13 protein-coding genes and 3 pseudogenes are annotated in these 17,368 nt (G+C 59.3%); 8 read left to right on the top strand and 8 right to left on the bottom strand.

Annotated features, from left to right (window positions below; translation table 11 throughout):
* Position 1 precedes the first annotated feature (1 nt).
* Positions 2-1,684, top strand: coding sequence for an alpha/beta fold hydrolase (locus NDI54_RS13150; protein WP_310896897.1), 1,683 nt, complete (start codon positions 2-4; stop codon positions 1,682-1,684).
* A gap of 81 nt (positions 1,685-1,765) precedes the next feature.
* Here NDI54_RS13150 and NDI54_RS13145 read toward each other — a convergent pair whose 3' ends face one another.
* The 5 genes from NDI54_RS13145 to NDI54_RS13125 all read right to left on the bottom strand — a co-directional run bounded on the left by NDI54_RS13145 (position 1,766) and on the right by NDI54_RS13125 (position 7,235).
* Positions 1,766-2,659 (bottom strand): CPBP family intramembrane glutamic endopeptidase, encoded by an 894-nt coding sequence (locus NDI54_RS13145; protein WP_310896896.1) that lies wholly within the window; start codon positions 2,657-2,659, stop codon positions 1,766-1,768.
* 95 nt (positions 2,660-2,754) lie between these two features.
* Positions 2,755-3,564, bottom strand: coding sequence for a CPBP family intramembrane glutamic endopeptidase (locus NDI54_RS13140; RefSeq protein ID WP_310896895.1), 810 nt, complete (start codon positions 3,562-3,564; stop codon positions 2,755-2,757).
* Between the two features lie 53 nt (positions 3,565-3,617).
* Positions 3,618-4,502, bottom strand: coding sequence for a CPBP family intramembrane glutamic endopeptidase (locus NDI54_RS13135; RefSeq protein ID WP_310896894.1), 885 nt, complete (start codon positions 4,500-4,502; stop codon positions 3,618-3,620).
* Between the two features lie 57 nt (positions 4,503-4,559).
* Complete coding sequence (locus tag NDI54_RS13130) at positions 4,560-6,515, bottom strand: serine hydrolase domain-containing protein (RefSeq protein WP_310896893.1); 1,956 nt, start codon at positions 6,513-6,515, stop codon at positions 4,560-4,562.
* A gap of 102 nt (positions 6,516-6,617) precedes the next feature.
* Complete coding sequence (locus NDI54_RS13125) at positions 6,618-7,235, bottom strand: DUF998 domain-containing protein (RefSeq protein WP_310896892.1); 618 nt, start codon at positions 7,233-7,235, stop codon at positions 6,618-6,620.
* A gap of 346 nt (positions 7,236-7,581) precedes the next feature.
* On the opposite strand from NDI54_RS13125, the gene NDI54_RS13120 reads away from it, so the two are divergent.
* The 4 genes and pseudogenes from NDI54_RS13120 to NDI54_RS13105 form a co-directional block, all read left to right on the top strand.
* Complete coding sequence (locus NDI54_RS13120) at positions 7,582-8,433, top strand: CPBP family intramembrane glutamic endopeptidase (protein WP_310896891.1); 852 nt, start codon at positions 7,582-7,584, stop codon at positions 8,431-8,433.
* Positions 8,434-8,712: 279 nt separating this feature from the next.
* Positions 8,713-9,597 carry a CPBP family intramembrane glutamic endopeptidase gene (locus tag NDI54_RS13115; protein WP_310896890.1) on the top strand — a complete coding sequence of 295 codons (885 nt, stop codon included), beginning with the start codon at positions 8,713-8,715 and terminating at the stop codon, positions 9,595-9,597.
* A gap of 291 nt (positions 9,598-9,888) precedes the next feature.
* Positions 9,889-10,317 (top strand): universal stress protein, encoded by a 429-nt coding sequence (locus NDI54_RS13110; RefSeq protein WP_310896889.1) that lies wholly within the window; start codon positions 9,889-9,891, stop codon positions 10,315-10,317.
* Between the two features lie 10 nt (positions 10,318-10,327).
* Positions 10,328-11,158: pseudogene (locus tag NDI54_RS13105) on the top strand (HAD-IC family P-type ATPase); the annotation flags it as partial.
* Between the two features lie 127 nt (positions 11,159-11,285).
* On the opposite strand, the gene NDI54_RS13100 reads toward NDI54_RS13105, so the two are convergent.
* Positions 11,286-11,798 carry a TspO/MBR family protein gene (locus tag NDI54_RS13100; RefSeq protein ID WP_310896887.1) on the bottom strand — a complete coding sequence of 171 codons (513 nt, stop codon included), beginning with the start codon at positions 11,796-11,798 and terminating at the stop codon, positions 11,286-11,288.
* Between the two features lie 79 nt (positions 11,799-11,877).
* On the opposite strand from NDI54_RS13100, the pseudogene NDI54_RS13095 reads away from it, so the two are divergent.
* A pseudogene (locus NDI54_RS13095) lies at positions 11,878-12,282 on the top strand (site-specific integrase); the annotation flags it as partial.
* A 23-nt stretch (positions 12,283-12,305) separates the two neighbouring features.
* Here the strand turns inward: NDI54_RS13095 and NDI54_RS13090 are convergent.
* Entirely contained in the window at positions 12,306-12,887 is a 582-nt protein-coding gene (locus NDI54_RS13090; RefSeq protein WP_310896886.1) for an SDR family NAD(P)-dependent oxidoreductase, read from the bottom strand.
* 198 nt (positions 12,888-13,085) lie between these two features.
* Between NDI54_RS13090 and NDI54_RS13085 the strand changes: the two genes are divergently transcribed.
* Positions 13,086-15,788 carry a cation-translocating P-type ATPase gene (locus NDI54_RS13085; protein WP_310896885.1) on the top strand — a complete coding sequence of 901 codons (2,703 nt, stop codon included), beginning with the start codon at positions 13,086-13,088 and terminating at the stop codon, positions 15,786-15,788.
* Positions 15,789-15,986: 198 nt separating this feature from the next.
* The gene (locus NDI54_RS13080) at positions 15,987-17,150 is read left to right on the top strand and encodes an RNA-guided endonuclease InsQ/TnpB family protein (RefSeq protein ID WP_310897111.1); all 1,164 of its coding nucleotides are present in this window, start codon (positions 15,987-15,989) and stop codon (positions 17,148-17,150) included.
* Between the two features lie 123 nt (positions 17,151-17,273).
* Here the strand turns inward: NDI54_RS13080 and NDI54_RS13075 are convergent.
* Positions 17,274-17,368, bottom strand: a pseudogene (locus NDI54_RS13075) (IS5/IS1182 family transposase); the annotation flags it as partial.

Below are 17,368 nucleotides of genomic sequence, written 5' to 3'. Positions count from 1 at the left end.
GATGCCATCTCACCACGCAATCGTCGACAGGGCGACTGTCCGACTCGGTTCATTACTCGTCGGTGACGACGGCTTCTTCGCTCGGAGTGTCGACTCCCCAGGATTCGACGAGATGCTCCAGTCGGTCAGCGTTTCAGTGCCATCCCTAACCGGCGAGGGGATACATAAACTATCCGCAGAAATGCCCGTTGGTACCCTCGACGTTGGCATCAAAGTGGCTCAGTGGGTCGGTACAGATTATCCGACCGTCGTCTACCACCACGGAAACGACGAACGGCCGTTCTCCTCGAGTCGCTTCACGCCGAACACGTTCCGAGATATCCTTGTCGATCACGCGGACCAACTCGAAGCGAACATCGTCGGGCTCAGAGCCCCGTTTCACGATGGGATGACTCGGGACTACGCACGAAAGATGGGTGACCTGGCTAACTTCGTCGCAATGCTCGCAACGTCCGTGAGGACCGTCGACGGAATTCTCGACCAACGAGCGGAAGGGCCGGTGATCGTCGCAGGCGTGAGTCTCGGTGGCTGGGTCACGAACCTGCATCGCGCATACGAGGGGACTGCAGACCTGTACGTCCCGATGCTCGCTGGGGCAGCTCTCGGGAAACTGTTCACCAAGTCGGCCTACCGCAGGCTGCTGGGTCGAGCCGGACGTGCCAATCCCGAAGCAGTCGAGCAGACGTTGGATTTCGACGAGGAGTTCCGACGCAGTGATGCAGGGACGGTCTATCCGCTGCTGGCGAGACACGACCGATACGTCGAGTACGACCTCCAGCGGCAATGCTACGGCGAGTCCGAGATAGCGGTCGTCGAGCGCGGGCACATCACTGCAACGCTGAACCCGACGCCGCTCCGCGAGCACCTTCACGGTGTGATCCGAGGACCCTCGACGTCGTCGGTCGATATCTGTGGCCCAGTCGGCGCGCCCGCTGTCGTCTTCGTCCACGGTGCCGGTATTTCGCGGAAGCTCTGGGTTCCCCAGATCGAATCACTCTCGGGCCAGTACAGAACCATAGCACCGGACCTTCCGGGACACGGTGACCGGATCGACGAACCGTTCCGATTCGAGGGGGCTGTCGAAACCGTGGAAGCGATCCTGGCCGACGTGGAGAGCGACTGCATTGTGCTCGTCGGCCAGTCGCTCGGCGGCTACGTCGCGACTGAAGTAGCGGCTCGTAACCCCGACGAGGTGGCGGGGCTGGTCCTCTCCGGTAGCAGTGCCGACTACCGCGGCCTGCTAGGAATCCGGACGACCGGCAGTAGCATTCTGTTTCGACTTGGGGCCAGGATTCCCGGCGTAGAAGGCCGATTCGAGCGAACGATGGCCCAGCGGCTCCGGTCACTCCCGCTTTCGGACGCGGTGATCGACGAGATTCTGCGAACGGGACTCTCGCTAGACGCGTGGGGACAGTCCGGATTAGCACTCGTCGGGAAGGATTTTCCGTCGCGACTTTCGACGTTCGGTGGGCCAATCTGTCTGATCAACGGTGAAGACGACCGGATCAATCGCCCGGCAGCAACCGACCGGTGTATGGAACTGTTAAACGCTACCCCGGTCGTCGTCCGTGATGCCGGCCACACCGTGAATCTCGAACGACCAGCGGCCTACACAGACATCGTCCGCGAACTCGTTACAACACGGTGTGAATGCGACGGGGATTCGTTTCGCGAGGTGCTCTAAAGCGCCGGCCAGAGGTTCTTAAGCGGAGAATGAATCCGGCCCAGTCGAAAGCCACGAAGCGACGAAGGGCGCCAAAGGGAATCACCTCGAGCTGTCCGGCCGAGGCGGCGTGTCACTTGGATTCCCATCCTGCTCAGGTTCAGAAGTGGGTGTCGCGAGGGCGAGTCCACCGTCTGGGAGCGGGTTCGGGGATAGCCAGTCAGTATCGTACCGCCAGACCAGAATTGCCACGACCGTCCAGACGACGGCGAGCAGCGCGATCTGTGATGCCACGTCGTCGCCGATGACGCCGCCGGCGGTCGTCACCGACACCGCGTTTGAGAGCGTGTGGAAGACGACGACGACGAGCGTCCGACCGCCGGCCGCGTTGTAGAGCCACGTTGTGATGACGCTGATGCCGAGGACAGCGGCGGCGTACAGTGCGAAGGGCGTCCCCGCCTGCGAACTTCCGGGCATTAGGAACAGCGGGACGTGCCAGACTGCCCAGATGACCCCGATGACGAGGCTTGCCTGGAACGCACCGATCCGTCGCTGCAGGACCGGCAGGGCGAGACCGCGCCACCCCGGTTCTTCCAGGCCACCTCTGATGAGCGTCGCGAACGCGATTGCGGGGATTGCCGCGGCCGGCAGGACGCCGGCGCGGTCGAATCCGCCACCGACGCCGACGAACAGCACGAGCGCACCGGCATAGAGGACGATTGGGACGAAGACTGCGGCGCCCCATACGTGCAGGGGTGCTCCCACGTCGACGAGATTCCTGGCCCACGAGCGGATGTCACCGCTGGCCACGGCGACGATACTGGCCGCAAATAAGGGACCGAATCCGCCGAGCAGAATGAGCGGGGTAACGAGAGCCGACCGGCCGGACTGAAGTTCCATCGCGACGATCCCCCAGGGAACCCAGGTCAGGACAAAAGTGAGAGCGACGAACGTTGAGAATCGACGTTCGCGGACGAAATCGCGGAGCGTTACCATATCATACTCACGGATACTGTTTCGAGAATGCCTGATATAACGCTATTCCCGGCTCTCCAGGACAGAGAACGAAGCTACAGCCGGAGGCAGTCCTTTCAGACCAACGCAACCTGGACGAGCGAGAGCACGACGATAGGGACGTGAAACGCAGCGTGTGCAATCATCGCGACTTCGAGACGCCGTCGCCAGTAGAGCCATCCAAAGAGGATCCCCGCGACTGCGTTCAGAAGGACCGTCCGGGCGATCAGTGCCGGAGTGAGATCGACCGATTGGGCGAGCGCGGGGAGGTGACCCACGCCGAACAGCACGGCGGAGACCACGATCGAGGCCCACATGACGGCCGGTCCCGGGCCATCCGACCGATGGCCGGTGACACGCCACCCGACGAACGCGAGGACCGACATGAGCCCGAACCGGAGCATCAGTTCCTCGGTGATTCCTCCGTAGAGGAAGCGGACGGGTACGTACGCGAAGACGTTTAGGAGATTCGGCCTCGTCGCTCCGATTACCGACTGCGGCAGGTCCTGGGCGACAAAGGGCATCAGCACCGCGTCGAGGACGACGATCAAAACGCCTCCGACGATGCCCATCCCGACGGCCAGTCCGAGATCGTTCCGGAGACGTTGCCAGCGTCCGCCGTCAGCCCCCGTCCCGTCGATGACGTACGACCGCAATCCCACGCGGGGCGCTGCATATGCGCCGAGTAGACATGCGACGCCGAGGAAAAGCAAGGAGTTGACGCCCGACGAGACGGCGAGCAGCGAGAGCGTCAGGCCGGTCGGGACGGCGCTCGGCGGCGTCGTGAAGTAAATGTAACCGGCGAGCGCCACGATTCCAGGTACGCCCAACAGCAGGGCCACACCGAACCGCTTGCTGAAGGAAGGGTTGTTCGGAGTCGGGGTCATGGGTTCGTCGACTCCCAGCGTCGAGATAGCAGTTGTGGAACTGTTGTCTTCCATCATTGGATCTCCGAACTATGATCGAGAGTCGGCGTCGTCACTGTATCTGGCTCGGCTTCGTACCCGAGACGACCGTGAGTGACGACGAGCAACACGGCGACAACCACCCAAATAGCGACCGTCGTGACAACGAGAATCGTCGTGGAGTCTCCGGCACTGATGATGTCCAGTGGAAGCGGGACGAGCGTGTTGTTGGCAGTGTTGAACCCAGTATGTGCTAGGATGGCGAGCAGGACGCTCCCGGTCCCGTTGTAGACCCACGTCAGAATGAATGCGACACCGACAATGTTCAGGATTCGGACGGTGGTCGTCGGCGCGACCTCGACGAACGACGCCAGCCCGTGGAACGTTGTCGGACCGGTCGCCAACAACGGAAGGTGCCAGAACGCCCAGACCACGCCGAGAATGAGCGTCGCTGGCACGGGAGCGGATCGCTCCTGAAGCTTCGGGAGCGCGAGCCCTCGCCAGCCGGGTTCCTCGTTCCCACCACCAACGAGCGCGATTGTGACGAACGAGGCGAAGACGAGTGTTACGCGCTCAGGGAGCAGTCCGGGGTCGACGGACGTGCCGACGACGGTGAGGCCGACGCTCGTTAGTGCGATGATCAGAAGTGGGAGGGTCACCGCAGCGATGTACCACCGCGGCGCGACGCGCCAGTCGACGATCTGGCGTGACCACGCCTGAACCGAATCGCTCCCGAGCCACGTGACGACGAGGGCCGCGAGGAACGGGCCATACCCCCCGACGATGAATCCAACGGTTTCGACTGGCTCGGACAGTTCTAGGACGGGACCTAGCCACGCCACCCACGAGATGGCGTAGGCGAACGCGAAAAACGCCGCAACTGGATGGGCATCGACACGCTCGCGAATCTGCTGTCTCATTGTGCAATACTCCGAGGGACGATTGTTGCTTCTAGTATCATGTTCCTTGGATAGGTTTTACACCGGTAGGATGCCGAGCAAGGACAGTTGCCAGGCGAACAGCAGGGCGAGTGCCGTCACCACCGAATAATGCACTCGAGCGGGCCGATTCCAGTAACCATCGCGCCACGCGAAGCCCGTTGCCACGACGGCGCCGACTGTACCGGCGAGGGCGACGTACGGAAGGACCTTCCCGGCCTGAAGCGCCAACGACGGCGAGGCGGCTTCGGCGTTGAAATTGATCCAGGCGAACAGGAAGATAGCGAGGACGACCAGCCAGAGCAGACTCGTCGTTCCCAGAACCCACTGGGCTGCCCGCTCGTGGTCGCTCGGAATTCCCCTCCCTCGCCAGCGTCGCCACACCGGCCCGCCGAGCCATAGCAAAAGGACAGAGAGGAAGGCCACGATGCCTGCTCCGAGAACGGACTGGAGCACAGTCTGACTCTCGTACCACGGGACGCGTTCGTACGTAGCTGGCCCGAAGGAGTGTCGGAACAGGTGGGTCGCGCGTTCGTTCTTGTTGAACTGGAAGACCAGCAGATCGCCCCCACCGACCTCCTCGTAGACGCCAGGTCGTCGTTCGACCCACCGACGAGTTTCTTCCCCTAGGGAAGCGGTCGTCAGATATCCCTCATCGGTGGCTCCGACGGTGTAGGTCCGCGTCATCACGCCGAGGACGCGCTCCCAAGAGGACTCCGAGATAGTTAGCGAGCGGTAGTCACCAGTCAGTTCGCGCGCCCGTTCGGCGGCACCAGCCGGTGGTTCCACGACGGGAGTATCTGCCCGTGGGTAGTACCGATCCGTGAATGCCTGGAGGAGTTCGAACCGAGCGGGGCCGCCACCGGGACTGTTGTAGACGACGAAAACCCCTGTATCGCGCTCGGGATAGAGTGCCAGTAGACTCTTGAACCGTGGTGTATCGCCCCAGTGGCCGACGATCGTTTCGCCGTTGCGGTCCATCTCAATGAACCCGTAGGCCATTCCGTTGAGTTCCGGCACCTCCTCGGACTTCGTGAAGTGCCGCCGGTGCATATCGCGGACCGTCGCAGCCTTCAGGATCCGCTCCGAGTTGTAAGAACCTTCGTTCAGGTGTGCAATCATGAAACGGCTCATGTCGGTCGTAGTCGTGCGGAGCGATCCACCTTCGGGCGGAAGCGTCCAGGTAACCGGTTCATGGGCCTGGTACTCGCCGTTCTGGTGGGTGTATCCGATGGCTCGGCGTGACTCCAGTCGGTCGGGGAGTGGCTGGGCGTACGTCGTATCGGTCATGCCAAGCGGGATGAAGATGCGGTCGTCGACCAGCTCACTGAAACTCGCGTCGGACCGCTCGTCGAGGGCGTGTCCGGCCAGCGCCGTCCCGTAGTTCGAGTACGCGACGTACTGACCCGGCGGCCTGACCCGCGACGGCTGGTGGTCGGTGAGAATCTCCTCCATCGGGCGTATCTCGTCGGGGTCGTCGGTGACCATTCCCGAGAAAGTATCCTCGAACCCCGCCGAGTGCGTACCGAGGTGTTCGAGCGTGACGGGTCGGGCGTAGGTGTCCGGCACCGTGACCGTAGAGTCAGTCAGGTACCCGTTGACATCGCGGTCGAGTTCGAGTTGCCCGTCCTCGACGCCTTGCATCACGGCGGTCCACGTCACGAGCTTACCAGTCGAGCCGATACTGAAGACAGTCTCGTTCGCGACGACCGGTCGCTGGGATCCGAGTTCCGCGTACCCGTAACCCTTCGCGAGGACTACCTCTCCGTCGTTGACGATGACCACGGCCGCACCCGGGACGTGATCCTCCTCCAACTGGCGAGCCATCGTCTCGTCGAGCCACGCCTCTGTCTCCGTTCGATTGGTCAGTTCAATCTGGTCAGAAAGGGTATCGGCAGAGCGGACGGCGGGGGCTGTTGTCGTTCCAACCGGTGTGCTCACGAGAGCGATGCTCAGGGCGACTACGACGATGGATCGGATGTGTCGATATTGCATGGCATTTCCTGTTTCGTGGGCTAGTTCGAGTGACACCAGAATCGGACCGTAGCGAAACCTGATTGGCCACAGTGGCAGGTTATAAAAGTACGCTGACTCGCGTCATGCCGGCTCCTGAACGTCGTCTAATCGGTCAGTCATTCCCAACAGGTATCCACCGAAGGCGACCAGCCAGAGCATCACGGGGTATACGATCATCCGCTCGGTCCCACCGTGACCGATGGGGCCAAATGCCGCAGTGTTACCCCCATCGCCGAGGGCCATCAGCACGACAAAGACGAGGCCGAGTCCGCCGGCGAGGACGGACAGTACTCGCATGACGCCACTGAGGCGGGTCGCGCTCCCGATGGCTTGCACGTTGAAGAACACGAACGCGAGGAGCGCGGCGAGTCCGTGGAGCCCGCCGGTGTCGAGTGGGAAGAAGCCAGCACCGATCGCACCGATGCCCGCCAGTGCAAAGATGGCCAGCAACCAGCGTTTGCCGTGGGTTCTATAGAAGAAGTACCCGCCGAGAAGGTTTAAAATGCCGACGACGATCAGTGAGACGTTGAACAGGAGCGCCGTCTCCGGGAATACGCCGAGGTCGCTAATCGCAGCCGCGCCGAAGTCGTAGCCAGGGACCATCGCCGCCCCGAGCATGATGACGGTCATGAACTGTGCAGCGAGTGCGAAGAAGAACACACCCGCCAGCTGTTGCGTCTCGACCGTGATGCCATGCATCGAGAATGTTTTTCCGTCGTAGGATTTGAATTTCGTCATATTTCAGTCATCTATACACTTTGGTCTGACGAGGGCTTAAGCTAGAAGGGTGATTTCACCACCCTGAGAGGGCTGATTTGCAGATCTCGTGGCATGTGTGGCGATATTGCTGGCCGGAAAGCCAGGCGACGAGCGCGAGATTATGAGAACGCTGACGGCTCCTTTTTCGACCAGCAGATCGAGCCCACCGGTCCACGTCGGGATGTGGACGAACGGCATAGCAGCACGGTTGTTCCGAGTCCTCCTAACTGATAGATGCCCGTGTTTTTATTCCGATGATAGGTGGTAATACAGTAGGGCTATCACGATGACGACGACCACCACCCGATTGGAAACCCTGGCACAGTCGCTCACTCCGTGGGGGTTCCCCGTCCTCTATCTCGGGTGGGCGTACCTGTTCTGGTTCCCGATTTTCGGCTCTGAAACCTCTGTCTGGGAGGGAGCGAACCTCCTGCTCTTCCTCATCGGCGGCGCGAGCCCGCTGCTCGCCGCGCTCACGATGGGATGGCTCACGGGCGGCACAGAACGCGTGCGTGACCTAGGTCATCGGCTCGTTGACGTTGGGCGAATCTCCGCGAAATGGTGGCTCGTCATCCTCGTATTCTGGCCGCTCTTCAATCTCGTCACCGCAGGGGCTGCAATCACACTGGGAGTCACGGATCAGCCGATTAGCGTCGTCTGGGCAATCTTGACTGATCCTGCGACGCTCGGCTTTATGCTGGCACTTGGGCTGCTGTTTCCTGCCATCGAGGAGATCGGTCTTCGAGGCTACTATCTCGACCGCCTCCAGGAACGGTTCAGTCCAGTCGTCGCCGGAATACTCAATGGAAGCACATGGGCCGCCTGGCACGCGGCGTTTGTCTTCTTTCCGGGCTACTACGCAAACACCAGTTACGACCCAGCGCTCTGGTGGTGGATGCCAAGTATCGTCTTGCACACGCTAATCTTCGTCTGGATCTACAACAACACGGAACGGAGTATTCTCGCTGTCCTCCTGATCCACTCGCTGATGAACCTCACCGGCGAGTTCTTCGGTCTCGCGGACGAGATGTTCCCGTTTCAGCTTCCTGCACTCGTGCTGGTTGTCGCCGTTCTCGTCGTCAGCGGCCAGCTGTCTCACGCATCTGTAGCACCTCAACCGTCACCAGTAAGCAAGTAGCAAGTATCCATACGACCGAACATCGAACTCAAGAGACGCCAAGATATATTCCATAACTTCATCGTAGAGATCCTCGAGTCAACAAGACTCTCACACTCAACACCTCTCAAACTCAGTAAACCTACAGCGTCTGTAAGTCCTCCAAAATCTTTGAGTTTCAGAATTGATTAAATGTCGATATAATAACAATCCTTTTCTTAATGGACGCTGGAAATCGGCTACGCGTATGGCACTCACAAAAATAGGTTGTCAAATTCTCCAGAGAACGGGTGGGGTCAGATGACTGACGAGGCCCAACAGACCGGAGTCCGGTCGTGGATAGACCGCCACCGCCTCGTCGCCTTCCTGCTGATCACCTACTCGTTCACGTGGGTGGTTCAGGGAATCGTTGCGGCCATGGGGCTCGAGGCGTCGTGGACCCAGTCGATTCTCATTGGATTCGGCGGGTTCGGGCCACCCGTCGGCGCCGCCGTCGTCATCTGGGCCAGCGGTGGCGACCTCCGCAAGTGGATTGGGCAGTTCTTCAAATGGCGTATCGGTGTCAAGTGGTGGGTGATCGTGTTCGGACTGCCATTTGTACTGCTTGGCTCGGGAGTCATCCTGTTCGTAGCGCTGGGCGGCCCTATCGACCTGAACTCGTTCCCGTTCCCGGGGATCTATCTCTTCGTGCTGGTCTGGGGCACTATCTGGGGCGGTGGCCAGGAAGACCTCGGCTGGCGTGGCTTTATGCTCCCACTCCTCCAAGACAAGTACAGTGCACTGGTCTCCAGTCTCATCGTCGGCGTCTCCTGGGCCGCCTGGCACCTCCCATTGTTCCTCAACGCAGCCACGACCCAGGGCGCGTGGCCGCTCTCCCAGCAGCTTATCTGGGTCGTCTCGATACTTTCCGGTGCGATCATCTGGACCTGGATGTACAACAGTACCGGCAGCGTCCTGGCTGTCGCCGTGGTTCACGCCGGCATCAACGGAATGGGCATCTTCCATCCCGCTGACGTGGAAGCGTTGGCCCCCGGCGGAGTTCCGGATACGGCGTTGAACCTCCTCGCCGAAGTGACTGGCGCCGTCCCGCTCCTCTTGTTCGCGGTTCTTCTCGTAGTCGTTTACGGGGGCGAACGGCTCGCAGATGGTGAGATTCCCGGGCCCGAAGTCGTCGGCCTCGATTGACGCTACCAGGACATCTCACCTTCTCAATGGATATCGGATAAAGACTCACCCAACCGGTTTTGGAATCTACCGAATGGCATCCGTCCTGGTGTGCTGCGGAACCGGTGAAGGCCAAACTCCGAAAGGTGGCAGCCCCTGTCGAATATGCTCACCGAACACAGTCATAGCCCGACGGTCATCAACACCTCGAAACGTGAGACGACCACCCGTGGACACGTCACAGTTAACGGATCTCCGAGCTACTGTGTTTTCGGCAGCACACTCTTCTCACTCCCTCTCGACCTATATCGTATGCCTGACAACGTTCTCGTCGCCTTGGACGGTTCCCCGCTTGCCGAGCGTGCACTCACGTACGCACTCGAGACCTTTCCGAACGCCACGATCACCACGATTTACGTCATCAACCCCATCGACTCGATAATCGACGTGGAAGCTGGTGGCTTGCCAGTCGCTGAGGATTGGTACGACAACGCCCAGAAACGTGCCACCAACATTCACACGACGGCGACAGATCTCGCAGTGGAACATGATTGTGTTCTCGACACCGTCACCGAAGTCGGGAAACCGGTGCGTGAGATTCTCGACTACGCTGACAGCCACGGCATCGACCAGATTGTTATGGGTAGTCACGGCCGGTCAGGCCTAGATCGGACGTTCCTCGGAAGTGTCGCCGAGACAGTCACCCGCCGAGCACAGATCCCGGTAACAATTATTGGATGAAATCCCCGACTATCTCGCTCGTGCGACCGTCTCGGAAGCTGAAGACCGCGCACTCGACGTTCCCGATGCACGGCGGTTTCAGTCGGAGGCCGGGAAATGCGTCCGCGCCGACGTCGACGACGTGATCATCCACATCGGGGATCGAAGTTACGTCCAGACGGTTCTCGAAGACGCTGCGATCGAGGGTCTCGAACCGGGGCTCGATCGGCTTCAGACTCTGGAGGCGGAGGGGAAGACGAGCGTCCTTGTCGCCCGCGAGCACGGCGACGATGTCACAGTACTGGGCTGGCTTGCGTTTACCGACACAGCCCGTCCCGGGGCTGCAGAAATGATCGAGGACCTCCGGTCGCTCGGCGTGGAGCACATCGTCATGCTGACCGGCGATAACGAACGCGTCGCCAAGCAGATCGCCGACGAAGTCGGTATCGACGGGGTGCAGGCGGAACTGCTGCCGGAAGAGATGGTGGCAACCATCGAAGATCTGGTTGAACGATACGAGAACGTGGCGATGGTGGGTGACGGGGTGAACGACGCACCGGCACTGGCGACGGCGACGCTCGGGATCGCTATGGGTGGCGCTGGGACTGACGTTGCTCTCGAAACGGCTGACGTCGTCCTGATGAGCGACGACATCGGGAAGATTCCCTACGTGCTCGGACTCGGTCGCAGGACGCGCCGGACGCTGACAGTCAACCTCGCAATCGCCTTTGGTGCGATTGCGCTGATGGTTGGCACGATTCTGTTGCGAGGCATTCCCTTGCCGCTTGCCGTGGTCGGTCACGAGGGTTCGACGGTCCTCGTGTCCCTGAACGGTCTCCGGTCACTCGGATCTCGCGAATAGCGGTCGCTGAAGGCGACGAATGGACCGATGACGCCGATCAGCAACAGCTAGTATCGTCGGGAGTCCACGCCCATGCCCTCCCATCGCTTCTGGACGATTCCTTCACCAACACATCCACTCCAGAAATCTAATTCAACACCCAAAACTGGTAGTTGAGATATGCGGCAAAGGAGACCCACAGGAGGTATGGAACAAGTAGCAGGGCCGCACGTCGGTCAACTCGATTGAAGACCCACATCATTGCCACGATGAGCACCCAGAGAACGAGAATGACCGCAAGGCCGAGGCCAATCTCTTGCATTCCAAAAAAGACTGTCGACCAGCCTATATTAAACACAAAGTGGAGAGCAAAGACGCTGAATGCGAGACGGACCGCAGTAGGTGCCGAATTGGCCTGTCGCCAGACCAGCCACAGGGCGACCCCGATCAGGACGAACAGAAAAGTCCACACGGGGCCGAACACCCAGTTCGGTGGCGCAAGTGCGGGACGCTGTAGTGTTCCATACCACTCGCTGAGTCCCTGGGCGGTGAATATAGCCCCCGAAGCGCCGATAATCTCGACAGTTAGAATAGTAAGCGCAAGCGCGAGAAGCGGGTGAGTCCGAGCGAGCTGGCTGGCCTTGGCTCTGTATGATGGCATATGTATAATTCAGGTTGAGGCGTCAAATACGTATGTTTAGCCGGACTCAAGAAGCAACTGCAATTCCATTCCATCGTGATTCGACCAACGGACGCTCTCAGGACTCATACAGGAGGTGCTAGCTGATCGTGGGGCACATCCGGATGTGATTGAAGAGCGGCGTGAGGAGTACGCTCGCGTCCGCCTGCTGGCGCTCGACGAGGACACCCGCCCGCCGTCGATCACGACGGACGGCGCTCGGTCGATTCTCCAGCGACTCCCGACAGCCGTGGAGATCGACGTTGACCACCCGAAACACGACTATCTCACACCGCACGGCGGTCGCCGGGGGATGGGTGAGGTTCTCGTTCGGGCATTCGGATACACTGTGGCAGCCCGCTACCTCGACAACTCGGAGGAGATGGTTCGCGAGCGGGACTCCCATATTGGGACCGGCGAACTCGGGGATGTTGCGACCGAGGCACTCTCAGAGGTTGACGGGTAGCTGGCTCTAGGTGATATTGGATTTCAATGGGCAATCCATCCGCCATCCACTGGAATGTTCGCCCCTGTGATGTAGGACGCCTCATCCGACGCCAAGAACATCGCTATCCCACCGATCTCTTCGGGTTGGGCAACACGAGCCATCGGTGTTTGCCCGCGTAAGAGCTCGTAGAACTGCTCTTGGTCGAGATACTCGTCGGTCATTGACGTTTCGACGAAGCCGGGACAGATGCCATTGGCCCGTACCCCATCGCTCGCATAGTCGACGGCGATTTCCCGGGTCAGATTCACGACCCCACCTTTGGCTGCTGAATACGCCGCTGCCCCCGGTCTGCCGACGAGTCCGTAAATAGAGGCCACATTGATGATACAACCGTCGGTCTGTTTGAGGTAGGGAAGCGCAGCGCGGGTGCCGTACATCACTCCAGTGAGAAAGATCTGAATGGCGTCGGTCCAGTCTTTGAGCGTCATATCTTCAACCGTCCCAACCCGTCCGATCCCCGCAGTGTTCACTATGGCATCCAGCCGATCGTCCTCGTCAATCGTGCTCTCGACGAGATGCTGAGCCTGTTCGTAATTTGGGGACATCGCATTGCTGGAAGTCACAGCCTAACTCTGCGGGCGCCTCACGGCCCGCTTCTTCTGAGCGATTCGCGATAACGACTTTTGCACCGTACTCGAGATATTTTTCGCGATCGCTTTCCCGATATCTGTCGACCCCCCTGTGACGATTGCGATTTTGTCGTCGAGCATACAAACGTATATACTATTTCCTAGTGTTGTCAAAACACAAGGAATTTGAATATGACTGCTGCCGCCACTGAGGAGGATACATCATGGCACACAGTGTGCCTCGAGGCGGTATACTCTCGGTTAGCTGGTGATAGTTCGGGACTCTCTTCCGAGGATGCCGCCGCCAGGCGGGCAGAATATGGGCCGAATCGACTCCCGCAGAAGGAGCCTACCCCAGCGTGGCTCATCTTCCTTCGACAGTTTCGGAGCCCGCTTATCTACATCCTCGTTGTGGCGGCGATTATCTCCATCGCTGTTGGAGAAACTACCGATGCGGGATTTATCGCGCTTGTTCTGGTCGTCAACGCGATTATTGGCGGAACTCAGGAGTTTCAGGCTGAACGGAGTAGTCGTGCACTACAGCAGTTGCTTCGGACCAGAGGAACTGTCATTCGCGACGGTGAGACGATCGATATCGATGGCGAGGATATCGTCCCTGGCGATGTGGTTCTTCTTGAGTCAGGCGACCGGGTCCCTGCAGATATCCGATTGACATCGGGGACGAACCTAGAAGTCGACGAATCAGCGTTGACCGGCGAATCTGCTCCGGTCCTGAAAGACCCCGATTGGCGGGGTGAGGAAAACGCCCCGCTCGGAGATCGCCGTAACATGGCCTTCGCTGGCACAACTGTCACCCGGGGACGAGGACGTGGCCTCGTCGTCGAGACCGGCTCCGAAACGGTGATCGGACGCCTCGCTCGCGATGTGTCGGCCGTTGAGGGCGGCAACCCACCGCTAGTGGTCCGGATGGAGCGATTCACTCGGCTCGTCGCCGTCGTGGTTCTATTCGCGGCTATCGTCGCTGCGCTGCTGGGGATCTTCGTTCGCGGCTTCGGAGCCGTCGAGATGTTCCTGTTTGCTGTGGCTCTCGCTGTGTCTGCGATTCCTGAGGGTCTCCCAGTCGCTATGACGGTTGCACTCGGCGTCGCGACCAACCGGATGGTGCGAGTCGGCGTCATCGTTCGTCAGCTCGTCGCTGTTGAAGGCCTGGGAAGCTGTACGATGATTGCCACGGACAAAACGGGCACACTGACCGAGAATGAACTGACTGTTCGGCAGCTCCGACTCCCAGATGGAACGACGCTGGAAGTAACCGGTGCTGGATACACCCCCGACGGGACGATCCTACAGGACGGGAGTCAGCCCGATCCGGATGTGGCGGACGATATCGCTCACCTTGCCCAAGCGGCTACACTGTGTAACGAGGGAAGCATTCATCGACGTGATGGTGAGTGGACGTGGAGTGGTGATCCGACCGATGTTGCGCTCTTGTCGTTTGCTCGAAAAGCAGGCCGTGATCGCGAATCCGAACTCGTTGCCGCCCCGCAGACCAATCAGATCCCGTTCGAACCGGAACGTCGATTCGCTGCGACGTTTCATACAACCGACAGCGAGACACGCGTTTTCACCAAGGGTGCACCCGAGCGGGTTCTAGAGATGTGTACGTGGTCAGACGATGGTGCTCGCCAAGAGGTGCTTGACAGGGCCACAGAGATGGCGAAACAGGGCTATCGTGTGCTCGCGCTTGCAGAGGGCACGTTTGATACAGATATCACCGCTGAGGAGGTGCTACCTGATCCGACGGGGCTGACGTTTCTTGGGTTCGTGGGGATGGTTGATCCCCTCCGACCCGGTGTAAAAGACGCAATTGCGTCCGCACACCGGGCGGGAATCTCGGTCTCGATGGTGACTGGCGACCACCCGGAAACCGCGCTTTCCATCGCCCGTGAACTTGGGTTAGCATCCAGTCGTGAGGAAGTCCTGACGGGTGCTGACCTGGCTGACTTCACGCCAGAGGAACTCGCTGCTGCGGTCGAACGGATCCGCGTCTTTGCCCGTGTCTCCCCGGATCAGAAGCTTGATATCGTGACCGCCGCGCAACAGGCGGGGCACTTCGTTGCCGTCACGGGCGATGGTGTCAACGACGCCCCTGCTCTTCGCGTTGCAAATATCGGGATTGCAATGGGGCAGGAGGGCACCGATGTGGCTCGGGATGCAGCCGAACTCATAATCTCAGACGACAACTTCGCAACTATCGTCGCTGGAATTGAGCAGGGCCGGGTTGCGTACGACAACATCCGGAAAGTGATCTATCTCCTCATCTCCACAGGCGCCGCGGAGGTGGTCCTCGTCCTCCTCAGTCTCGCTGCGGGATTACCGCTGCCATTACTGCCCGTCCAGCTTCTCTGGCTTAATCTCGTCACAAACGGCATTCAGGACGTAGCGCTCGCATTCGAACCAAAGGAAGAAGACGTCCTAGAACGGAAACCGCGCTCCCCTACCGAACGCATCTTTAACCAACTTATGATCGAACGAACGGTGGTTGCTGCCATCGTGATGGGGATTACTGGCCTTCTCACCTTCGGGTGGCTGCTTGACACCGGGTGGGATGAACCGGCAGCGCGGAATGCACTGCTTCTCCTGATGGTGCTGTTCGAGAACGTTCACTTGGGGAACACACGGTCAGAAACCCGGTCGATCTTCCGGATGCCGCCGTGGAAGAGCCCGGTCCTCCTTGTCGGTGCTGCGGGGGCCTTCTTGATCCACCTCGGCGCGCTCTACTTCCCCCCAGCACAACTCGTGCTCGGGACGGCCCCCGTTGATATCGGCGTTTGGGTCACCCTTGCTGGTATCGCCCTGATTCTAGTAGCAGCAATGGAACTTCACAAAGTGAGCTGGCGACTGCGTTATCCGAAGCACTCTGATGAAGAATGAAACGCGAGTCACGGTCTCTTTATTGCCTCGGTGAAGTACCACAGGCGCGGTGGCCCGTGGCTTCGCCGTGATCTCTGGCGCGAAGCCAGCGGAACGACCGATGGCGAATTTAATTCCACCCGCCCTCGTCTCTGCGAGGACTCGCGTGGAACCAGTGACACCCGAACACACTGGGAGTCCCACCGCAACAGAGGTCGTCTGTTGCCGCCGTGGCGGGTCTGGAACGAAACTGGCCACATCCCCGAGGATGGCGAACTCAAATCGTACCTCAAATCTCACGAACGCTATAGTGACTTGCATTCACAGTCAAGTCAGCGAGTTCTCGAAGAACTCTCTGAAGCGTTCAACGGATGGTTCGGGAAACGCCAGAACGGAGACTCGAAAGCGAATCCACCAGCATATCGCAAACACAACGACGAGCATCCACGCTCAACGCTCACGTTCAAAGGCGCTGGTTTCAAGCTCGATACTACCAACGGTCGAATCCGACTATCCAAGGGCGAGAACCTGAAAGAATACTGGTCGGACTTCGTTCTCTGTGACATCCAAACACGACCTGATACTGACCTCTCTGCGATTGAGAATGTCCAGCAGGTTCGTGCTGTCTGGAATAAGCAACGAAACGAATGGGAACTCCACATCGTCTGCAATGTCGAAATCGGTGTTTCAGAGAACGACGCCGAGAAAACTGTCGGTATTGACCTTGGAATCTGTAACTTTGCCGCCCTTGCCTTTGAGAATCAGGAGTCTGAGCTATACCCGTTGAACTGCCTCAAACAAGATGATTACTACTACAGCAAGCATATTGCTCGCTGTCATGATTCATCTTCTGAGGAGGCAACACGGTTGCACGCCAAGAAATCCAATCGTCGCACTCACTACTTCCACACGCTCTCAAAGCACATCGTGGAAAGATGTGTTGACGAGAACGTTGGTGTGATTGCAATCGGTGACCTCAGTGGAATCCGCGAGGACGAAGACGGTGAAATGAAGGATTGGGGCAAGCACGGGAACTTGGACTTGCACTCGTGGGCATTCGACCGATTCACAGACATGCTTGAATACAAGGCTGAAGAAGTTGGTATCTCTGTCGAGCGTGTGTCCGAAGAGAACACCTCAAAGTCGTGTTCCTCGTGTGGTTGTGACCGTGACACGAATCGCGTTGAGCGTGGGTTGTACGTGTGCAATGAGTGTGAACTGGTTGCGAATGCTGACGTGAATGGTGCTGAAAATATTCGACAACAAGTATCTCCGAATCCTCGTAGCGAGGATAGGAGTAACGGCTGGTTGGCACAGCCATCAACGCTCCTGTTTGACAAGGAAACTGGTGTATTCGCACCTCAAGAACAGGTAGTGTCGTAAACCCTAATATCCCAAATCAGCGGTAGCGGTACCGTGGAATTCCCGCGTCTTCAGGCGCGGGAGGATGTCAACTGGCTATACAGAGGCCGGGGGCCGTGGTGAATCGCCAGACGTAGCTTGATTTCACTGTTTCAGAGATTGCTTGATGTTGTGAACTGCACACATCAGGACAAGTTCACGAAATTCACCGTACCAACTTCGCGCACGCACGGCGTCGC

This window comes from Haloarcula terrestris, from assembly GCF_031624315.1.
GTDB classification, from domain to species: Archaea; Halobacteriota; Halobacteria; order Halobacteriales; family Haloarculaceae; genus Haloarcula; species Haloarcula terrestris.
The sequence above is the reverse complement of the archived record's forward strand: the minus strand, read 5'-3'. Positions and strand labels throughout refer to the sequence as shown.

Bases quoted from the DNA above. Each gene is read 5' to 3' on its own strand.
- NDI54_RS13150 (WP_310896897.1), top strand. From the start codon at position 2: ATGCCATCTCACCACGCAATCGTCGACAGGGCGACTGTCCGACTCGGT.
- NDI54_RS13145 (WP_310896896.1), bottom strand. From the start codon at position 2,659: ATGGTAACGCTCCGCGATTTCGTCCGCGAACGTCGATTCTCAACGTTC.
- NDI54_RS13140 (WP_310896895.1), bottom strand. From the start codon at position 3,564: ATGACCCCGACTCCGAACAACCCTTCCTTCAGCAAGCGGTTCGGTGTG.
- NDI54_RS13135 (WP_310896894.1), bottom strand. From the start codon at position 4,502: ATGAGACAGCAGATTCGCGAGCGTGTCGATGCCCATCCAGTTGCGGCG.
- NDI54_RS13130 (WP_310896893.1), bottom strand. From the start codon at position 6,515: ATGCAATATCGACACATCCGATCCATCGTCGTAGTCGCCCTGAGCATC.
- NDI54_RS13125 (WP_310896892.1), bottom strand. From the start codon at position 7,235: ATGCATGGCATCACGGTCGAGACGCAACAGCTGGCGGGTGTGTTCTTC.
- NDI54_RS13120 (WP_310896891.1), top strand. From the start codon at position 7,582: ATGACGACGACCACCACCCGATTGGAAACCCTGGCACAGTCGCTCACT.
- NDI54_RS13115 (WP_310896890.1), top strand. From the start codon at position 8,713: ATGACTGACGAGGCCCAACAGACCGGAGTCCGGTCGTGGATAGACCGC.
- NDI54_RS13110 (WP_310896889.1), top strand. From the start codon at position 9,889: ATGCCTGACAACGTTCTCGTCGCCTTGGACGGTTCCCCGCTTGCCGAG.
- NDI54_RS13100 (WP_310896887.1), bottom strand. From the start codon at position 11,798: ATGCCATCATACAGAGCCAAGGCCAGCCAGCTCGCTCGGACTCACCCG.
- NDI54_RS13085 (WP_310896885.1), top strand. From the start codon at position 13,086: ATGACTGCTGCCGCCACTGAGGAGGATACATCATGGCACACAGTGTGC.